This is a genomic window from Rhodococcus sp. WS3, assembly GCF_003797085.1.
GTDB lineage: Bacteria > Actinomycetota > Actinomycetes > Mycobacteriales > Mycobacteriaceae > Rhodococcus_F > Rhodococcus_F globerula.
Window position 1 is genome coordinate 1393879 of the sequence record NZ_RKMA01000001.1, and the last position, 18683, is coordinate 1412561.

16 protein-coding genes are annotated in these 18683 nt (G+C 63.6%); 11 read left to right on the forward strand and 5 right to left on the reverse strand.

Annotation, left to right across the window (positions count from 1 at the left end):
- The first annotated feature begins 16 nt into the window (after positions 1-16).
- Both EEB13_RS06405 and EEB13_RS06410 read left to right on the forward strand, forming a co-directional pair.
- Positions 17-2191: an AAA family ATPase gene (locus tag EEB13_RS06405; protein WP_141484864.1), complete on the forward strand. Its 2175-nt coding sequence runs from the start codon at positions 17-19 to the stop codon at positions 2189-2191.
- On the forward strand, positions 2188-3822 hold the full coding sequence (locus EEB13_RS06410; protein WP_187328500.1) for an amidohydrolase: 1635 nt from the start codon (positions 2188-2190) through the stop codon (positions 3820-3822). Before EEB13_RS06405 ends, EEB13_RS06410 begins: the two co-directional genes overlap by 4 nt.
- 9 nt (positions 3823-3831) lie before the next feature.
- Here the strand turns inward: EEB13_RS06410 and EEB13_RS06415 are convergent, their stop codons facing one another.
- The 3 genes from EEB13_RS06415 to EEB13_RS06425 form a co-directional block, all read right to left on the reverse strand.
- Positions 3832-4848, reverse strand: a complete 1017-nt coding sequence (locus tag EEB13_RS06415) for a DUF2804 domain-containing protein (protein ID WP_141484866.1) — start codon at positions 4846-4848, stop codon at positions 3832-3834.
- 2 nt (positions 4849-4850) lie between these two features.
- Positions 4851-5603 (reverse strand): isocitrate lyase/phosphoenolpyruvate mutase family protein, encoded by a 753-nt coding sequence (locus EEB13_RS06420; protein WP_033235590.1) that lies wholly within the window; start codon positions 5601-5603, stop codon positions 4851-4853.
- 91 nt (positions 5604-5694) lie between these two features.
- On the reverse strand, positions 5695-6963 hold the full coding sequence (locus EEB13_RS06425; RefSeq protein WP_116102023.1) for a cytochrome P450: 1269 nt from the start codon (positions 6961-6963) through the stop codon (positions 5695-5697).
- Positions 6964-7080: 117 nt separating this feature from the next.
- Here EEB13_RS06425 and EEB13_RS06430 point away from each other — a divergent pair, with 117 nt between their 5' ends.
- From EEB13_RS06430 to EEB13_RS06445, 3 genes are read left to right on the forward strand one after another with little or no spacing between them, the layout of a single operon-like run.
- Positions 7081-7695: a TetR/AcrR family transcriptional regulator gene (locus EEB13_RS06430; RefSeq protein WP_033235591.1), complete on the forward strand. Its 615-nt coding sequence runs from the start codon at positions 7081-7083 to the stop codon at positions 7693-7695.
- 26 nt (positions 7696-7721) lie between these two features.
- Entirely contained in the window at positions 7722-9095 is a 1374-nt protein-coding gene (locus EEB13_RS06435) for a hypothetical protein (RefSeq protein ID WP_141484867.1), read from the forward strand.
- Between the two features lie 13 nt (positions 9096-9108).
- Positions 9109-10452 carry a hypothetical protein gene (locus tag EEB13_RS06445; RefSeq protein WP_261984453.1) on the forward strand — a complete coding sequence of 448 codons (1344 nt, stop codon included), beginning with the start codon at positions 9109-9111 and terminating at the stop codon, positions 10450-10452.
- Here the strand turns inward: EEB13_RS06445 and EEB13_RS06450 are convergent.
- Positions 10409-10822: an NUDIX hydrolase gene (locus EEB13_RS06450; protein ID WP_230590259.1), complete on the reverse strand. Its 414-nt coding sequence runs from the start codon at positions 10820-10822 to the stop codon at positions 10409-10411. The two genes, EEB13_RS06445 and EEB13_RS06450, sit on opposite strands and share 44 nt — an antisense overlap.
- Positions 10823-11015: 193 nt before the next feature.
- Here EEB13_RS06450 and EEB13_RS06455 point away from each other — a divergent pair, with 193 nt between their 5' ends.
- Genes EEB13_RS06455 through mnhG form a run of 6 tightly spaced genes read left to right on the forward strand, consistent with a single transcriptional unit; the run spans position 11016 to position 17313 of the window.
- On the forward strand, positions 11016-13850 hold the full coding sequence (locus tag EEB13_RS06455) for a Na+/H+ antiporter subunit A (protein WP_045064013.1): 2835 nt from the start codon (positions 11016-11018) through the stop codon (positions 13848-13850).
- Complete coding sequence (locus EEB13_RS06460) at positions 13847-14464, forward strand: Na(+)/H(+) antiporter subunit C (RefSeq protein ID WP_033235595.1); 618 nt, start codon at positions 13847-13849, stop codon at positions 14462-14464. Before EEB13_RS06455 ends, EEB13_RS06460 begins: the two co-directional genes overlap by 4 nt.
- Positions 14465-14481: 17 nt before the next feature.
- A complete protein-coding gene (locus EEB13_RS06465; protein WP_202026177.1) occupies positions 14482-16137 on the forward strand; it encodes a Na+/H+ antiporter subunit D in 1656 nt (551 codons plus the stop codon).
- Positions 16134-16703 (forward strand): Na+/H+ antiporter subunit E, encoded by a 570-nt coding sequence (locus tag EEB13_RS06470; RefSeq protein WP_033235597.1) that lies wholly within the window; start codon positions 16134-16136, stop codon positions 16701-16703. Before EEB13_RS06465 ends, EEB13_RS06470 begins: the two co-directional genes overlap by 4 nt.
- A complete protein-coding gene (locus EEB13_RS06475; RefSeq protein ID WP_202026106.1) occupies positions 16703-16972 on the forward strand; it encodes a monovalent cation/H+ antiporter complex subunit F in 270 nt (89 codons plus the stop codon). Before EEB13_RS06470 ends, EEB13_RS06475 begins: the two co-directional genes overlap by 1 nt.
- Positions 16969-17313 (forward strand): monovalent cation/H(+) antiporter subunit G, encoded by a 345-nt coding sequence (mnhG, locus tag EEB13_RS06480; RefSeq protein WP_033235598.1) that lies wholly within the window; start codon positions 16969-16971, stop codon positions 17311-17313. The genes EEB13_RS06475 and mnhG overlap by 4 nt, the downstream gene beginning before the upstream one ends.
- Here mnhG and EEB13_RS06485 read toward each other — a convergent pair.
- Positions 17279-18658, reverse strand: a complete 1380-nt coding sequence (locus EEB13_RS06485) for a phosphatase PAP2 family protein (RefSeq protein WP_033235599.1) — start codon at positions 18656-18658, stop codon at positions 17279-17281. The two genes, mnhG and EEB13_RS06485, sit on opposite strands and share 35 nt — an antisense overlap.
- Positions 18659-18683: the final 25 nt, after the last annotated feature.

Genomic DNA, 18683 nt, shown 5'->3' on the forward strand with positions numbered 1-18683 from the left:
GACGTAGTCTCGGGGAGTGACTTCGCCGGAACTCGCCCTGACTGTCCGACTCAACACCTCCGCAGCAGATTTACGACGCGGTGTCGTGCGCCTGCATCCCGAAGCCTTGGCAGCGTTGGGTATCCGTGAGTGGGATGCCATCGCCTTGATGGGCGCACGCGGAACTGCTGCCGTGGCGGGTCGGGCCCCCACCGGCACACCGGCGGGCACGATCTTGTTGGACGACGTCACGATGTCCAACGTGGGGCTCACCGAGAACTCGTCCGTCGTGGTGGGTCCGGTGACGGTGTACGGAGCACGATCCGTCTCCGTCACCGGTTCCACCATGGCAACCCGCTCGATCAGCCCCACCGTCCTGCGCCAAGCCCTGCTCGGCAAGGTGGTGAGCGTCGGCGATACCGTCTCGCTTCTCCCCCGCGACTTGGGCCCGGGCACCAGCACTTCCGAAGCCACTCAAGCTCTTTCCCGCACCTTCGGTGTCGCCTGGACGTCGGAACTGCTCACCGTCACCGGCGTCGACCCGGCCGGTGGGCCGGTGAGTGTGCAGCCGAACTCGGCGGTGGACTGGGGAACAGCCAGTCCCGCCGGCGTTGCCCGTGTTGTTTCCAGTGCCACTGTGTCTGTCCCTGCCGAGCCCACCCCTGCCGTTCCCCTCGACCACCTCGTGGGCGCACAGGCCCAGGCCGCCAAACTCACCGAGTGGCTCGGCCTGGCGCTCGACGAACCCGAACTGCTGCGCACACTCGGCGCGTCCCCGCACCTCGGTGTTCTGATCACCGGACCGGCAGGCGTCGGAAAAGCCACACTCGCCCGATCAGTTCTCTCGGCGCGAAAGCTGGTGGAACTCGACGGCCCCGGAGTCGGTGCAACCGAAGCGAATACCCGACTCCAGCGCATCGTCGACGCCGTAGCCGGTGTGCGCGGCGGTGGGGTTCTCCTGATCACCGATATCGACGCATTACTGCCCGCCACACCCGAACCTGTCTCCGCGCTCATCCTCGAACAGCTGCGCAGCGCCGTCGCCACCCCCGGCATCGCGTTTGTCGCCACGTCCGCACACCCCGAAGCCGTCGACGCCCGCCTGCGCGGTCAAGATCTGTGCGACCGTGAACTCTCCCTGAGCCTGCCCGACGGTGCCACCCGCAAGGCACTCCTCGAACTGTTGCTCCGCAGAGTTCCCACCGGCACACTCGAACTCGACGCCATCGCCTCCCGCGCCCCCGGCTTTGTGGTTGCCGACCTCGCCGCGTTGTGCCGCGAAGCCGCGCTGCGAGCCGCGACCAGAGCGTCCAAATCCGCCGAAGCGCCGGAGATCACGCAGGACGACCTCGTCGGAGCGCTCGAGGTGATTCGGCCACTGTCCCGGTCCAGTACCGAAGAACTGTCCATCGGCAGCGTCACTCTCGACGACGTCGGCGACATGGTCGAAACCAAGCAGGCGCTCACGGAGGCAGTGCTCTGGCCGCTGCAGCACCCCGATTCCTTTGCCCGCCTTGGCGTCGACCCGCCCCGAGGCGTCCTCCTCTACGGCCCTCCCGGCTGCGGCAAGACGTATCTTGTTCGCGCCCTTGCCAGCTCGGGCCACCTGAGCGTGCACGCCGTCAAGGGCGCCGAGCTGATGGACAAGTGGGTGGGCGCATCCGAAAAAGCGGTGCGCGAATTGTTCCAGCGCGCCCGCGATTCCGCACCCTCGCTGATCTTCCTCGACGAAATCGACGCCCTCGCCCCGCGCCGCGGGCAGAGCTCGGACTCCGGGGTGTCGGATCGCGTCGTCGCAGCCCTGCTGACGGAGATGGACGGCGTCGAGCCGCTACGTGACGTCGTGGTGTTGGGCGCCACCAACCGCCCTGATCTGATCGACCCGGCACTGCTGCGTCCAGGCAGATTGGAACGCCTTGTATTTGTTCCGCCGCCGGACGCGGACGCGCGCAAGGCAATTCTCAAGGCGTCGGGCAAGTCTGTGCCGCTGGCGGAAGATGTCGACCTCGACGCGCTGGCAGTCGATCTGGAAGGTTACTCGGCAGCCGACTGCTCAGCTCTGTTACGCGAAGCCGCCCTGGCAGCCATGCGCCGCAGCATGGACGCCGCCGACGTGACCGCCGCCGATGTTGCCACCGCGCGCGACAAGGTCCGCCCGTCACTCGATCCCGAGCAGGTAGCCCACCTGCAGGCATACGCCGACAACCGATGAGGACTGACGTGGATGCTGATCTGGTTCTGTACGGCGACATCGTCACGATGCACGAGGACGCTCCGCGCGCGAACGCTCTGGCCGTGACCGGTGGCCGGATCACGGCAGTCGGCGAGCGGACCGAGATCGACTCGCTCATCGGCGAAGGCACACGGGTGGTGGACGTCGGAACTGCCTGCGTGCTCCCCGGATTCATCGAACCGCACGGGCACCCACTCGAAGAGGCGATCGTGCTCGGACCGGCAGTGGTCGACATCCGCCCCGTCACGATCGCCGACGCGGATACCGTTGTTGCCACGGTCATCGACACGGTCGCAGCACGCGGCGCGGCCGGTGCATCGCTCAACGGTTGGGATCCTCTGCTGCAGACGGGTTTACCCGAGCCCACGCTCGAGTGGCTCGACATGATCGCACCGGACCACCCGCTCGTGATCATGCACAACTCCGGCCATGTCGCATACTTCAACTCCGCAGCAGCAGCACTGGCCGGGATCACCCGCGACACCCCCGATCCGATCGGCGGATCGTACGGCCACGATTCCTCGGGTGAACTCGACGGCGCGGCGTACGAGACACCGGCCGTGTTTGCCGTTGCCGGCCACGCGATGACCATCGGGAGCGACTACCCCCAACTGTTGGCGGCCGAGTGCGCCCGGCTCAATGCGGCCGGCATCACCACCGTCGCCGAAATGTCGTTCGACCCACGAATGCGCCCGGCATTGAAGGCAATTGCCGACGCGGGCGGGCTCACCACCAGGTTCCGCCTCTACGAAATGTCGACACCGGAACGCGCCACGGACGCCGCCCCCGGCGAGGGCGATGATCTGGTCAAGCAGATCGGCATCAAAGTGTGGTCGGACGGTTCACCGTGGGTCGGCAACGTCGCGACCAGTTTCCCGTACCTCGACACAGCCGCCACTCGCGGACTCGGCATCGCCTGCACCCACGGTCATGCCAACTACACCGGTGAGCAGATCCACGACATCAGCGCAGCCTACTTCGAGCAGGGGTGGCAGATCGCGTGCCACGCCCACGGCGACAACGCAATCACGATGGTTCTCGACGCGTGGGAGCAACTGCTGCAGGAGTTTCCGCGGTCCGATCACCGCTTACGCCTCGAACATGTCGGCGCCATGCGCGCGGATCAGTTCCGCCGGGCCGCGCAGCTGGGCGTCACCGTCAGTATCTTCATCGATCACCTGCACTACTGGGGCGACGTGTTGGTCGACGATCTGTTCGGTCCCGAGCACGGCGGAGCATGGGCGGCAGCAGGTTCTGCCCTTTCCGCCGGGCAGCGCTTCACCTTCCACAACGACGGCCCGGTCACCCCGGCCAACCCGCTGCGGAACATGCAGGACGCGGTCACCCGACTCTCGCCGAGTGGCCAGGTGCGTGCGCCGGAGGAACGTATCCCCGTCGACGCTGCGCTGCGCGCTCATACCGTCAACGCCGCCTGGCAGCTCTTCAGCGAGGAGAGCATCGGCGCAATCTTCCCGGGCGCCTACGCGGATCTTGTTGTGCTGTCGGCCAATCCCCTCGATGTGGCGCCCACCGATTTGGCCGACATCGAGGTGCGCGCCACCGTCCTCGAGGGGCGAACGGTGTACGGAGACCTGAACACCGCCGGCTAGCCAGCACCCCTACCAGCGGTTCCGAACTTCCTCCGCAAACCCGAGGAGGTCGCGAACTTCCACCGATGTGCCGTCGTCGAGACCAACCGTGCCGGTGAACCTGCCGAACACCTGGTGCTGAATGGACCGCAGGACACCCACGTCGAATTTCGCGGCGCGATCGATGATGGGCTCGAACTTCATCTCGAACCGGCCGTCGTTGCTCGTGAAGTTCCACGGCGCACCGTCGTAGGTTCGTGGAATCTCGAACGCCAGGCGATCCAGTTTGTGCGCAACACCGTTCACAAAGACGATGTTCTCGCTGGCCGCTGTGGTGTCTCCGAATCCGTAACCGATGTTGAAGCCGAAGCGCTCGCCGTTCACCAATCCCGATGCCGAGCCCCAGTACCAAGTGTTGTCGTAGGTCCAGACTCCACGGCCCCAATCCAGCACTCCGAAGGCAACTTCCGGAGCAAACGCGAACTGCTGCGATCCGACCCGAACGGTTCCGGTAGCGGGCAGGCAGTTGACTTTCTGGTTGTAGTAGAACGACCGCGGAGCTTTCGGAAAGGGTGTGGCGATCGCGATGCGGTCATCGGCGGGGCTTTCGAGAAACAGATCGGCGTGCAATCCCTTACCATGGTCGAATGCCGGGTAGTCCACGATCAGGCGACGACAACCGTCGACATGCCTGAACTCGAAGCGCGCCTTACCTTTCGACACAACGACGTCGCCGGAATCGGCACTGGAAGGCAACCCAAGTTTGCCCATTGGGAAGGGCAGCATCACGTTTTCCGTGACCTCACCCGGAGTGGTGAAATCCAGCCACGACACCCCGAGCAACCCCATGTAGCCGTTGTCCGCGACGGTCAGCGCAATCCCGTATTCCGGTGTGAGGACGCAGTAGTAGTCCCACTCCTTGAGCCGGAACTTCGGCGCCTTGACGGCCGACCGCCGATAAGTCTTGACCTCCGACGGCGCCCAGCCCGCCTCTACGAGGTGCCCACGCGCATCGAGAAGCGGGCCTGGCGACATCACGTTCTGCATTGTTATTTCCAGCGCCCCAGGATCTCGTTGGCCCGAGTCGACAACGCCATTTGGAAGAACGGCCCGAAGCTCACGCGGGCGACGCCGAGCGGTCCGAAACTAGCCGGGTCGTCCTGATCCGGGATCCCGATTGCATTGACCGGCAACGGAAGCTCCGACGTCAGACGCCGCTGGACCGCGTCGTCGTGCCGTCCGACGGGGTAGAGAACATCGGCTCCCGCGTCGGCGGCCAGTTTCAGCCGAGCAATGGCCCGGTCAACACGATCAGCCTCGTCGCCTACCTGCTTCACGAACAGGTCGGTGCGCGCGTTGACAACAACGTGGACACCTGCGGCGTCGGCGGCCTGGCGAAGCCCGCCCACAAAATCGGCGTGCTCCTGTGCCTCCCGAAGACGGCCACCCTCACTGTGCACGGTGTCCTCGATGTTGAGACCGACCGCGCCGGCATCGATCAGCCCTTCGATGAGCACAGCGGGCTCGAGTCCGTAGCCACTCTCGATGTCCACGGAAACCGGAGCGTCGACGGCGCCGGTGATCTGCTTGATCCGGCGTACCAACTCGCCGAACGTGATTCCCTCGTTATCGGGCTTTCCGATGGAATCCGATACCGGGTGGCTGCCAACGGTCAGAGCTGCAAAACCGGCCGCAACCGCAAGATTTGCGGACCAGGCATCCCAGACGGTGGGGAGAATGACGGGGTTTCCTGGCTGGTGCAGCGCCAGTAGAGCGGTGGCCTTGTCGTTGATCGATGTCATACGGTGGCTCCTGAAAGTAGGCGATACGTCACCTTACTGTGCGCCTTTTTGGTAGCGCTGGCTACCAGAAAGGCGCACAGGGGCGTAGCCCCTAGTGAGCTACCGGGCAGCCTGTGCTCTTGTAATCAACCTGGAACTCCTTGATGCCGTTGATCCAACCCGAGCGCAGACGACGAGGATCACCGATCTTGGTGATGTCGGGGACATTGTCGGCGAGTGCGTTGAACATCAGGTCGATCTCCATCCGGGCAAGATTCGCCCCGATGCAGAAGTGCGCGCCAGTTCCACCGAAACCCAAGTGCGGATTGGGGTTACGGGTGATGTCGAAGGTCATCGGATCCTCGAAGACATCCTCGTCGAAGTTCGCGGAACTGTAGAGCATGACCACCCGCTGTCCCTTCTTGATGGAGACGCCGGCCAGTTCGGTGTCTTCGAGGGCGGTGCGCTGGAACGCGGTGACCGGTGTTGCCCAGCGGACGATCTCGTCGGCCGTCGTCTTGGGCCGTTCCTTCTTGTACAGCTCCCACTGCTCGGGATTCTCGAGGAACGCAATCATGCCGTGGGTGATGGCATTTCGGGTTGTCTCGTTGCCCGCCACCGCGAGGATCAGCACGAAGAATCCGAACTCTTCGGGGCTCAATGCGTCGCCGTCGATGTCGGCCTGGACGAGAGTGGTGACGATGTCGTCGGCCGGGCAACTGCGACGCGCGTCGGCCATTTGGTATGCGTATCCGAGCACCTCGGTGGACGCGACCGCCGGATCACCCACGTACTCGGGGTCGTCGTAGCCCATCATCTCGTTGGACCACTTGAACAGCTTGTCGCGATCGTCTTGCGGGACGCCGATCAGATCTGCGATCGCCTGCAGCGGCAGCTCACTGGCAATCTGCTTCACAAAATCGCCCGGTCCTTCACCGACAGCGGTGTCGACGATGCTGCGTGCGCGCCGGTCCAACTCGTCGCGCATCCCGTTGATGGCCCGCGGGGTGAACAGCTTGGAAATCAGCTTGCGAAGTTTGGTGTGCTCCGGCGCATCCTTGTTGAGGAGCAGGTGCCGCAGCATCTCGACGGCCTCGCGCGGCATGTCGTCCGCGAAGCGCGCAATGGCGGTGTTCTCCCAGCTCGAGAAGATATCGCTGCGCTGACTGACCTCTTTGACATCTGCGTGCCGAGAAACAACCCAGTAACCCTCGTCCTGAAATCCGCCGACGGTAGGCGGCTGCTCGCACCACCACACCGGTGCGCTTCGGCGAAGTTCGGCAAATTCCTCGAACGGAATCCGCTCGCCGAGAATCGCGGGGTCCGTGACGTCGAATCCGGCTGGCAGGTCAGGTGTGCGCGTTGTATCCGAGATAGTCATGGCGTCCTCTGATCGGTCGATTGTGCCCTGCACCACAGAGTAGCTTTCACTAACGGCCTGTCAAGTGACAGACGGATAGTCTCGTGCAAATTCGTCGGCAGCCGTAAGATTCCTCCAATGACAGACACTGCCGCCAAACCGACTCTGCGCGAAAAGCAGAAGCAGCAGACCCGTGCCGACCTGGTGGCCGCAGCCGACGCACTGTTCACCGAACGGGGCTACGCCGCCGTCACCGTGGAAGACATCGCCGCCGCGGTCGGGTGCAGCCGCGCCACGTTCTATCTCCACTTCCCCGGCAAACTCGACATACTCAAGGCCCTCGGGTCCAATTCCGTCGTCATCAGCACGCTCGCGATCTTCCAGGACCTCGACCACGTCCTCGATTCCGGTTCACGCGCAGAATTTGCCGGGTGGATCAACCGGACACTCGACTGGTGCCGCGATCACCACCACCTGATGCGCGCGTGGGACGAGGCCATGGTTCTCGAACCCGAATTTCGCACCCTCGCGCGCGACGGCATCTCGGCGCTCCCCAATGCGATGACGTCGTACCTTGCCCGCTGGCCGCAGGAGCGACACGACGAGGCAAAACTCCGAGTTGAACTGCTACTCACCCAGATCGAGCGCTTTTTCATCCGCTGGGCCGAGCAAGGCGCCATCACCGCCGGCGCCGACGTGGCCGCCGACGTCCTGACCGACATCTGGTTTCCCGCGCTGACCCCACCGGCCTGAGAGCGAGTCCGCGATAGGTTGGTTCGATGCCAGTCGATTTCCGAGCGATCCTCACCACCCTCGCGGCACTCGCGTCGGGGGCGCTTGCCGCCTTCGCCTTGACCAATCCCCCGCTGCAGGACTGGGCGATTGTCGCCTCGCAGTCCGAAATCGACCGCTGGATCAGCAGCGGTCCCACCTCCGTTGCACTGGGCGCCGTCGTAGCCGTCCTCGCGTGCGCACTGTCGCAGCGGAGCGGTTCCCGCCGAGCAGCGTGGATCGTTGTCACCGCGGCAACAGCGATCATCGCACTGATCCGGGTTGCCGTTCCGGACGTTGCCGTCCTCGACCTGCTGATCACACTCGTGGTACTCAAAAGTGTTGCGGCAGGCGTCATTCTGGGCTGCGCAGTTGCCGCAAGCTGGGATCGGACCGCCGCAAGGAACGGCGTGCTACTGGGTGTGATCGCAGGATATCTGTCCGCGCACGCCTTCGGTACCGGAGCCGGCCGGATGAGCACCTCAGCTGTGGGCGAACCAGCGTGGTTGTTGCTGGCGGCAACTGCTGTACTGGCAGTCGCCTGCGCAATAAGCGCTCAGTCCGGATTCCGCATCAGACGCCCCGATGCCGGCGAAATCCGCGTCGCGCTCATTGCCGTGATCGCCTTGGCAATCGGGCACCGGATACTCGGATCCATCGTCGACCGACAGGAATTCGCGAGCAAAGGCACCGCCTGGGTGGTCATGACTGTATGCGCCGCAGCGGCATTGGCCCTCACGGCGATCGCTGCCCGCCAACTCGGCGAGCAGTCCGGCGCGGGCGGCAAGTTTCTCTGGGCCGCAACAGCACTCGCAGCCGCGTCGACCCCGACCTTGATGCTTGCCAACGGCCAATTCGGGCCGTGGGCGTCACTGGAATCTCCCTGGGTTGTGGTTCTCGCCTCGGGTGTGGCCGTCGCGCTGGGGTTGCGACTGAGCAAGCGCATCCCTGCCACCGTCGCAGTGGTCATCCTCGCCGCGGTGCCCCTGTCCGAGCTTCTCCCTTTCACCACTGCACACGGAGCCGTTTCGATCGTGGTGAAAATCGCCGCCCTGGGGTTCGGCGGAGCGGCGTTGCTCGGCGCGCTTGCTCCGGCCAGCCTGGTCGACGCCACCCTCGGACTCGCGATCCTGTTCGCGGCAATGACGTTCACCTCGATCGCTGTTCTGGCCTATCAACTTTCGTGGCCGCCGGTGCGTGTGAACTTCGCTTATGTGGAGGGTTCAACCGACCCCACGGAGATTCCAGTCGACTACGTCAACGCCCAGACAATCGGATCAGCACTCCTCTTTGTCGCGATTATCGCTGTGTGCGGCGCCGCAATCAGACGAGTTCCACAAAACTCCAATTCAGCAGAATCCGGCGTATCCGACGCTCATTGACTACCGTGAAGTGGTGCCCGTCATAAGCAGGACGCCCCGTCTGATACTCGGCGGCGTGACGGCATTCGTGGTCACCGTGGTCGGCTTGGCTCCCTTCCTGGAAAGCCAGTCCAGGTCGATCTGGTCGGGCGATCGGTTCTGGTCCATCGGCACGATCGGGGCGGGTGTCCTGGCCGTTGTTGCCGTCGGCACCGCGGCCGGTCTAGCGCGTACTCGCATTCGGACGTCGGCGCTGGTTGCATTCGGCGGACTCCTGCTGGAATTGCCAGGTCTGTATTACCAAGCCTTCGAGGCCCTGTCCCCCGTGGGTGCGGGCGTTGCGCTCGGAGCAATAACGGTCACGATTCCCCGCATGGTGCGGGCTGCCACCGTAGCGGGTGTGCTTGTTGCCGTGTTCGTTTCGGATGCACTGCTCGACCCCACGGCAGTTCCACGTCGCTATGCGGACTACCTCGCGCAAGACACCACCCAGTTTCAGCCGCCGATCGTGGCCGCCACACTCATCGCCCTCGGACTGACTGCACTTACGGCGCTCGTTTGGTGGCGCAGCAACGCCGACCGACATCGCGACGAGCCACCGGAACGGATGGCAGTGCGGCCTGTGGTGATCTCGGCAGTGCTGACGCTCATGGGCGTGGCCGTGAACTGGTGGATCACCATCAACACGGTGTGGGCGGCGATTCCCGTCGTCGCCTGTGCCATTTTGGTCACCGTCATCGCCGCGCGTGTTTTGGAGAAGGGCGGCCAGATCCTGCTGATGTCGACGGCCGCCGCGGCCATGCTGGCATCCGCGGTGGCGAACAGCCTGTCGGCGTCCGTGAGCACCGGGGCATCGGCGCCCGTTCCGACTGCGGTTTTTCTCACGGTCCTCATCATCGCGGCAGCAACGCTCGCAGCGTTTCGTCCCTCACTCGTGGGCGGCTACATCGTGCTCGTTGTCCTGTCCGTTGCCGGAATTGCGAGTTACGTCGCAACAACCACGTTCTCTTCGGAGAACGCGCTTTCGGTCAGCGACGTCCTGATCCGCATCTGCGGCGCCGGCGCGGCGTACACGATTGTCAGCGCCATGCAGTCCGAACCGGCGCGGACCGGCGCGTCGCGACTGCTCGTCGGTCTCAGTGTGATCTTCGGACCCACGGCATTGGCCTTACTGGTATATCCGCAGTTCTCCTACGGGTGGACCGACTACACGCCCATCACCGGAGCTACCACGGCCAGTCGGTTCGAACCGTCCGACGACGTCTTGATCCTCAACGGCACAGCCCTCGTGATCGTGGTCGTCTGCGCTTACGCGAGCCGCCGACTGCGTCTGATCAGTCAATCAGGTCCATCGACACCAAGCGTCGAAACACTTTGAGCGAACCTGGTGCCACGTCGTCCATGGCTTCGTACTCTGCGCACGTGAAGTACCGGAACTCGGCGATCTCGCTCGTCGGACGGGGTTCGCCGTCCATCTCGGCGCGATAGCAACTCATGTGCAGCGCCGTCCCTACCGAATGCCCGAACGCCTGAGCTTCGAACACGTCGAGAAACTCGACGGTGCCGGGGACAAGTCCGACATCGAGTTCCTCACGAATCTCGCGGTGCAATGCTTGTTCGGTGGTCTCACCCGGATCGATTTTGCCGCCGGCCATATAGAACGCCGTCTTCCCGACCGACCGGGTCTGAATCAGTCGGCGATCCCGAATATGTGCAAGGGCAGCGGTGCGGATGATCTGCGTTTTCACCCGGTCCAACATACGTGTATCAGTTCACACGGTTGTAGTTCGAAGCGACGCACTGCACGGCAAATGAAGACGGGCCGGTAATATATACACCCAGACGGTGTCCTTGTGAAGGGGCTACGTCCCGAAATTACCGATAGGTTCGATTTGTTCGGACACCCCGCCGCCCGCTGAACACAACACGACGGAGTGCCTTTTGCTCAGTATTCTGCTTGCCCATGCCGTTGCCGCCCTCTTGGCTCCGCTTGTGGTGCGCAGGTTCGGGCGAAATGGATTTTTCCCGCTCTCACTGGTTCCGCTGATCAGCCTCGGTTGGGTCATCGACAAATGGGGCACAGTCGAGACGCTCCACATCACGTGGGCTCCTGGCCTGTCGATGGACATCGACTTCAGATTCGACGCGCTCTCCGCGATCATGGCCGTCCTGGTCCTGGGTGTCGGCACGCTGATTCTGATCTACTGCGCACGATATTTCAACGACGACGAACCCCGCCTCGGCATCTTCGCTGCCGAAATGGTGGCTTTTGCCGGCGCCATGTTCGGCCTCGTGACCAGCGACAACATGTTGCTGCTCTACATGTTCTGGGAACTGACCACGGTTCTGTCGTTCCTGTTGGTCGGCCACTACGCCGAGCGCGCTACCAGTCGCCGCGCCGCAACCCAGGCACTGTTGGTCACCACCGCTGGTGGTCTCGCGATGTTGGTCGGCATGATCATCCTCGGCCAAGCCGGTGGCAGCTACAACCTGTCCGATCTGGTCGCCAACCCGCCGACGGGATGGTTGCCGTCCGTCGCGATTGTCCTGATCCTGATCGGCGCACTGTCGAAATCCGCAATTGTCCCGCTGCACTTCTGGCTTCCCGGCGCCATGGCCGCGCCCACCCCGGTCAGCGGTTATCTCCACGCCGCCGCGATGGTCAAGGCCGGTATTTACCTCGTTGCCCGTCTCGCCCCCGGATACGCGGATTCACCGCCGTGGCGCATCACCATCATCAGCCTCGGCTTGCTGTCGATGATCCTGGCCGGTTGGCGGGCCATGCGGGCATACGACCTCAAGCTCGTCCTTGCGTTCGGCACCGTCAGCCAACTCGGTTTCATGATGGTTCTGGTCGGTCTGGGAACCCGCGACGCGGCCCTCGCCGGCATGACGATGGTGGTGGCGCACGCCATGTTCAAGGCTGCGCTCTTCATGGTGGTCGGTATCATCGACCACACCACCGGCACCCGTGACCTGCGCAAACTTGCCCATCTCGGTAAGACGGCCCCCGCGCTGGCGATCATCGCGGCCCTAGCCGCCGCCAGCATGGCCGGGCTACCGCCGCTTCTCGGATTTGTCGGCAAAGAAGCTGCCCTCGAATCGGTGCTCGAAACCGACGTCCTCGGCCACTGGTCGTCCATCGCCGTCATCACTGTCATCGTGATGGGTTCGATTCTGACCGTCGGCTACAGCATTCGCTTCATCTGGGGCGCGTTCGGACGCAAGACCCTGAGCAAGCCCAGCCCCGCCGTGAGCAAGATGCATGCGCCCAGCGCTCTGTTCTTGTTCTCCCCTGGTCTGCTCGCCGTTGCCGGACTGGCTGCCGGAATACTGTCGCCGCAGCTCGAGAAGCTACTGACGCCGTATTCCACCACCCTGCCCGCCGGTCCGCACGCCGACTATCACCTGGCGTTGTGGCACGGCGTCAATACGCCGCTGCTGCTCACCTGTGTGGTCATCGCCGGAGGTTTTGCGCTCTACATCGCGCAACGCCAGATCAGCCGCCTGCACTTCGAGCACCCTCCGCTCGGCAACGCCGACCGTATCTACGACGCGACCCTGCGCGGCATGGACACCATCTCCATGCGTCTGACCGGAGTCACGCAGCGTGGTTCACTGCCCCGGACGCAGTCGACCATCCTCGCGACGCTGGTTGTCGTTCCCCTGGTCCTGCTGATCATCGACACCGACACGGGCGTCGATCTCCGGTTGTGGGATTCCCCCATCCAGTTGACGATCGCGCTGATGATGATCGCCGCAGCCATCGCTGCGACCGTGATGCGCAACCGTCTGGCCGCCGTGATCCTGGTCGGACTCACCGGCTACGGCTCCGGTGTGTTGTTCGCGCTGCATGGTGCCCCCGACCTGGCTCTTACCCAATTCCTGGTCGAAACACTGACTTTGGTCATCTTTGTGCTCGTGCTTCGAAAGTTCCCGGCCGAGATCGACGAGAGTAAGGCGATCGGGTTCAAGTTGCCGCGCGCCCTTCTGGCCGGTGCCGTCGGAATCACGATCACCGCCATCGCGGCGTACGCAGTCAACGCTCGCAATACGCGTCCGATCTACGAACTGCTTCCCGACGCCGCGTACACCATCGGCAACGGCAAGAACGTGGTCAACGTCCTGCTCGTCGATATCCGCGCCTGGGACACTCTCGGCGAGATCTCGGTGCTGCTGGTTGCCGCGACGGGCGTCGCCAGCCTTGTGTTCCGCAACCGCCGCTTCGGTATCGCGCCCCGAGTGTCCGACGCGCCTTCGGTGATCGTCGACAAAGCGGCCGCAAGCACCGACACGACCTGGCTGCGCGGCGGCGACCTGATCGATCCGCGTCACCGCTCCCTGGTCCTCGAGGTCACCACCCGGTTGGTCTTCCCGACGATCATGGTGCTGTCGATCTACTTCTTCTTCTCCGGCCACAACGCGCCAGGTGGCGGCTTTGCCGGCGGCTTGACGGCCGGGCTTGCGCTCGTGTTGCGCTACCTCGCCGGTGGACGCTATGAACTCGGTGAAGCCGTTCCCATCGACGCCGGAAAGATCCTCGGCCTAGGCTTGGCTCTCTCGGCCGGCACCGCGATCATCTCGCTGTTCCTCGGTGCCCCGGCTCTCTCGTCGGCGGTCTTCGAGTTCACCCTCCCGCTTATCGGCCACGTCAAACTGGTCACCGCATTGTTCTTCGACCTGGGCGTCTACCTCATCGTGGTCGGCCTGGTGCTGGACGTACTCCGAAGTCTCGGCGCACGCCTCGACGCAGAAATCGAGGTGAAAGCATCATGAGCGCAAATATCGGAATGCTCCTCCTGATCGCCGTCCTGACGTCGACGGGCGTGTACCTGCTGATCGAGCGCAGTATCACCCGCATGTTGCTGGGAATGCTTCTGCTCGGAAACGGCATCAACCTGCTGATCCTCACCGTCGGCGGCAGTGACGGCAATCCGCCGATCGTCGGCCGCGACTCCGTGCACGAAGAGATCGCCGATCCTCTGGCGCAGGGCATGATCCTGACCGCGATCGTCATCACGATGGGCATGGCCGGCTTTGTTCTGGCACTGGCGTACCGGTCTTACAAGATCAACACCGCCGACGCCGTGGAAGACGATCCCGAGGACACCAAGGTCTTGCTGCGCAGGTTGCCCGCCGACGCTCCCGACCACGACCGATCCGACGACCCCGTCACCGGTGCGCCGAGCATCGGCGGCGACGCATTCGACAAGGACGGCAACCCCATCCCCCTGGAACAACTGGTCAACCTCGAGGACATCGAGTGCTACGAAGATCTTCGCGACGGCGATTTCGAGGACGAACCCGTGCCCGACTGGGCCACTGACCTCGCCCGCAAGAAAGAACCTGAGAAGCGCCAGAAAGACGGTAAGGGAGGTGCGCGCACGTGACCATTTCGTCCAACCTCATGGGCGCACTGGCGCCCCTGCCCGTCTTGATTCCGATGCTGGGCGCTGCCGCCACACTTGTTGTCGGCCGACGTCCCCGGTTCCAGCGAGTCATCACCCTGATCGCACTGGTCGCCGTCGTGGCTGTGTCCGGCATGTTGCTGTATCTGGCAGACCGCGACGGCACCACCGCAGTTCAGGTGGGCGGCTGGGATTCGCCGATCGGCATCACTCTCGTCGTCGACCGACTGTCGGCGATGATGCTGGTCGTCTCCTCGATCGTCCTGCTCACCGTCATGGTGTACGCGATCGGTCAGGGTATCCGCGACGGTAACGAAGCGCAGCCGGTGTCGATCTTCCTGCCGACATATCTGGCTCTGACCGCGGGTATTTCCAACGCCTTCCTCGCCGGTGACCTCTTCAACCTGTACGTCGGCTTCGAGGTGCTGCTGTCCGCGAGCTTCGTCTTGCTGACCTTGGGAGCGAGTGCCGACCGCGTTCGAGCGGGTGTCTCGTACGTCATGGTGTCGATGGTGTCTTCGCTGATCTTCCTGGCCGGCATCGCCTTTGCGTACGCCGCGACTGGCACACTCAACATGGCCGACATGGCCCTGCGGTTCGACAACATCCCCGCCGGCACCCGCACCGCGATCTTCGGCGTCCTACTCGTGGCGTTCGGGATCAAGGCTGCGGTCTTCCCACTGTCGGCGTGGCTTCCTGACTCCTACCCGACGGCGCCGGCGCCCATCACCGCCGTCTTTGCCGGCCTGCTCACCAAAGTTGGTGTGTATGCGATCATCCGCGCGCACTCACTGCTGTTCCCGCAAGGTGAACTCGACAATGTCCTGATGGTGTGCGGTCTGTTGACCATGGTGGTCGGTATCATGGGTGCCATCGCCCAGAGCGACATCAAACGATTACTGTCCTTCACCCTGGTCAGCCATATCGGCTACATGATCTTCGGTATCGCGCTCTCCACGACCTCGGGATTGTCGGGCGCCATCTACTACGTCGCGCACCACATCATCGTGCAGACGACGCTTTTCCTCGTCGTGGGTCTGATCGAACGACAAGCCGGAAGCTCGTCACTACGACGCCTCGGCGGTTTGGCCGCTGCCAGCCCGATTCTGGCTATCGTGTTCCTGGTTCCCGCTCTCAATCTTGGTGGTATTCCGCCGTTCTCCGGCTTCATCGGCAAGGTTGCGCTGCTGCAGGCCGGAGCCTCCGACGCCAGCGCACTCGCCTGGGTACTCGTCGCGGGCGGTACCGTCACCAGCCTCCTGACGCTCTACGCCGTGGCCCGTGTGTGGACCAAGGCCTTCTGGCGCGCCCGGGCCGACGCACCCGAAGGCGACCTCGCCGATGTCAGCCCGTCGGCTCTGATCGACGAATCCGAAGAGGACATCGCGTTCGACGACCGCGAGGACGTCGGCAAGATTCCCGCCTTCATGCTGATCCCGACAGTCGCACTCGTGGGCGTCGGCCTCGCGTTGACGGTGTTTGCCGGGCAGATCATCGACATCAGCGACCGAGCCGCGAAGGATCTACAGGATCGGTCCATCTACATCGACGCGGTTCTCGGCGATCACCGACCGATACCTGTAGCCGACGCCCCTGTAGCCGACACGCCTGTGACTGACACGCCTGTGACTGACACCGAGGAGGCGCCGCGATGAAACGCTCACTCGTACTCCGCATCGGAGTCCTCCTGTGGCTCATGATCGTGTGGATTCTGCTGTGGGGCAACGTCAGCTGGGGCAATATCTTCGGTGGACTTGCTGTCGGCCTGGTCATCATGGTCCTTCTACCGCTGCCCCCGGTCCCCGTGGAAGGTCGAGTGCACGTGCTCTCGATACTGCGTCTGATCGGCGTGATCGTGTACTACGCGGCCGTCTCCAGCATCCAGGTGGCGTGGCTTGCCATCCGGCCGTCGCCGCCGCCCGTCACCGGTGTTCTGCGCTACCAACTGGGTATCAAGTCCGACCTGGTACTCACGCTGTGCATCGACGTGCTGAACCTGATCCCGGGAACGATGGTTCTCGAGATCGATCAGAACCGCCGGATCGTCTACGTTCACGTCCTCGACGTAGGTTCACAGAAAGCGGTGAGCGCGTTCTATCGCTCGGTCGAAGATTTGGAGCGACTGTTCATCGCGTCGTTCGAGCGTGACTCCGACTGGCAACCAAGCCCGTGGCACCAACGTGACTACGAATTCGATGCGCCACGAGCGGAGGATCAATAATGAACGGATTCATCACCACCATCCTGATCATCTCCGGAGTGATGCTCGCGGTCGCCGCAGTCCTGACCACTTTCCGGCTCATCGACGGGCCGAGCTCACTCGACCGTCTGGTCGCGCTGGACACGATTGTCGCCGTTGCCATGTGTGGACTCGCAGTATGGGCCGCGTACAGCGGAGACACCACGATCGTTCCCGCGATCGTTGCACTCGCTCTGGTCGGATTCATCGGATCCGTCTCGGTTGCACGATTCCGGGTGAGTGACCGATGATCGGCAACATCCTCGACGTCATCGGCGTCCTCGCCATCTTCCTCGGCTCGGTGCTCGCCCTGACCGCAGCTGTCGGCATCGTGCGATTCCCCGACACATTGCGCCGGATGCACGCGGCCACGAAACCTCAGGTCGTCGGACTTGTTCTTGTTCTCATGGGCGCGGTGTTCCTGCTGCGCGGAAGCGTCGACATCTGGATGCTCGTCCTGGTCGGAATCTTCACCATGCTGACGGCGCCGGTGATCGCACACAGCGTCGGCCGTGTGGCCTACCGCGAGCAGCGCGAGCAGGACGCCGTCATGAAGATCAACGAATTGGAAGACCCGCCGCAGAGTCCGTAGCTGAATCCGTAGGGTCCGCGACGTCTTCGCTCCGGCCGCCCCACTGCGCAAGCGCGGTGCCAGGCTTGGCGTAGAACGTCGCGAAGAAGGCCACCGACATCGCGGTCAGAACTCCGACGAGCAGCGGCCCGAACAGTTCCGGGTACGCCGCCATCTGCACGGACGCGAACCGGTACGACAGCAGTAGTCCGACGAGTATCGCGCTTCCGCCGAGCACCAGCCTGATGCGGAACCAACCCCAACCACGTTCCGGATCGTGCAGTGCGGCATCGAGAGTCAGGCACAGAACCGCGCCGGCGATGAGGTCGACGCCGTAGTGGAACCCGAAACCCAACGTTGCCGTCAACGTCGCGAGAAGCCAGAACGTACCCAAGGTCCGCAGCCACCACGGGCCGCGGCGCGAGTGGGTGAACAGCGCAACAGCCCACGCCGTATGAAGACTCGGCATGCAGTTACGTGGTGCTGCGTCGTCGAAGGGCAGCGACGCCGGCGCCGAGAAATCCACGTTCGGAACGATATTCGGCCAGAAGTCGCCGATCTGGAATCCGAACCCGCGGGGGCCGAACGCAAATACCGGACCCACCACGGGGAACAGAATGTAGAAGATCGGCCCGATCAAACCGATCAGCAGAAACGTCTGGAGAAGGTGATGCGACGGCCAGCCCTTACGGCATTGGTACAGCGCGACAACGATGATCGCGACCGGTAATTCGACGTAGATCCAGTCGAGGATCGCCGCTCCCACCGGGCCGAGCGCGTCGACGAACTGACCCATGACCCACGACGGGTTGCCCAGCGCCTGATCGGCCAGGAAGACGTACTCGTCCCACACGTCGGTGCCGAGGAGGATGGTGATCGAAAGCCAGGTCTCGGCCACCTTCGCGGCGAGGATCAGCAACGCACCCAACACCACTCCGCGAAGCACGCCGGACCGACGCTCACCGGTGAGTTTCCAGAACGCGTACACCGCAATAGCAGTGAGCACCCAGGTGCCGCCGGTGCCCATCGTGATCGGACCGCCGGCGGACCAGCGGATAACTCCGACCACCAGGTCGATGGCAACAGCCGCGGAGATCGCGTACACACGCTCCCGCGTATTGAGCCCGACCAGGGCCAATGCCAGCCCCACCCACGGCATCGTTGCCGAACGAGGAACCAGGAAGTAGTCACCGAACAGGCTTTCCACCGGACCGAGATATCCCTTGTAGGACGCAAAAGCTTGCACGCCCAGAACGAGGGCAAGCACTGCGGCACTACCGAGAATCAGGACCTTGTGCGAAGCCGCCCAGGACTGGCCCGTCTGTCCCGTCGAAGCCCCACTTCGGGACACACTGTCTGTCAACACCGGATAATAGTAAACGGCGAGTGAA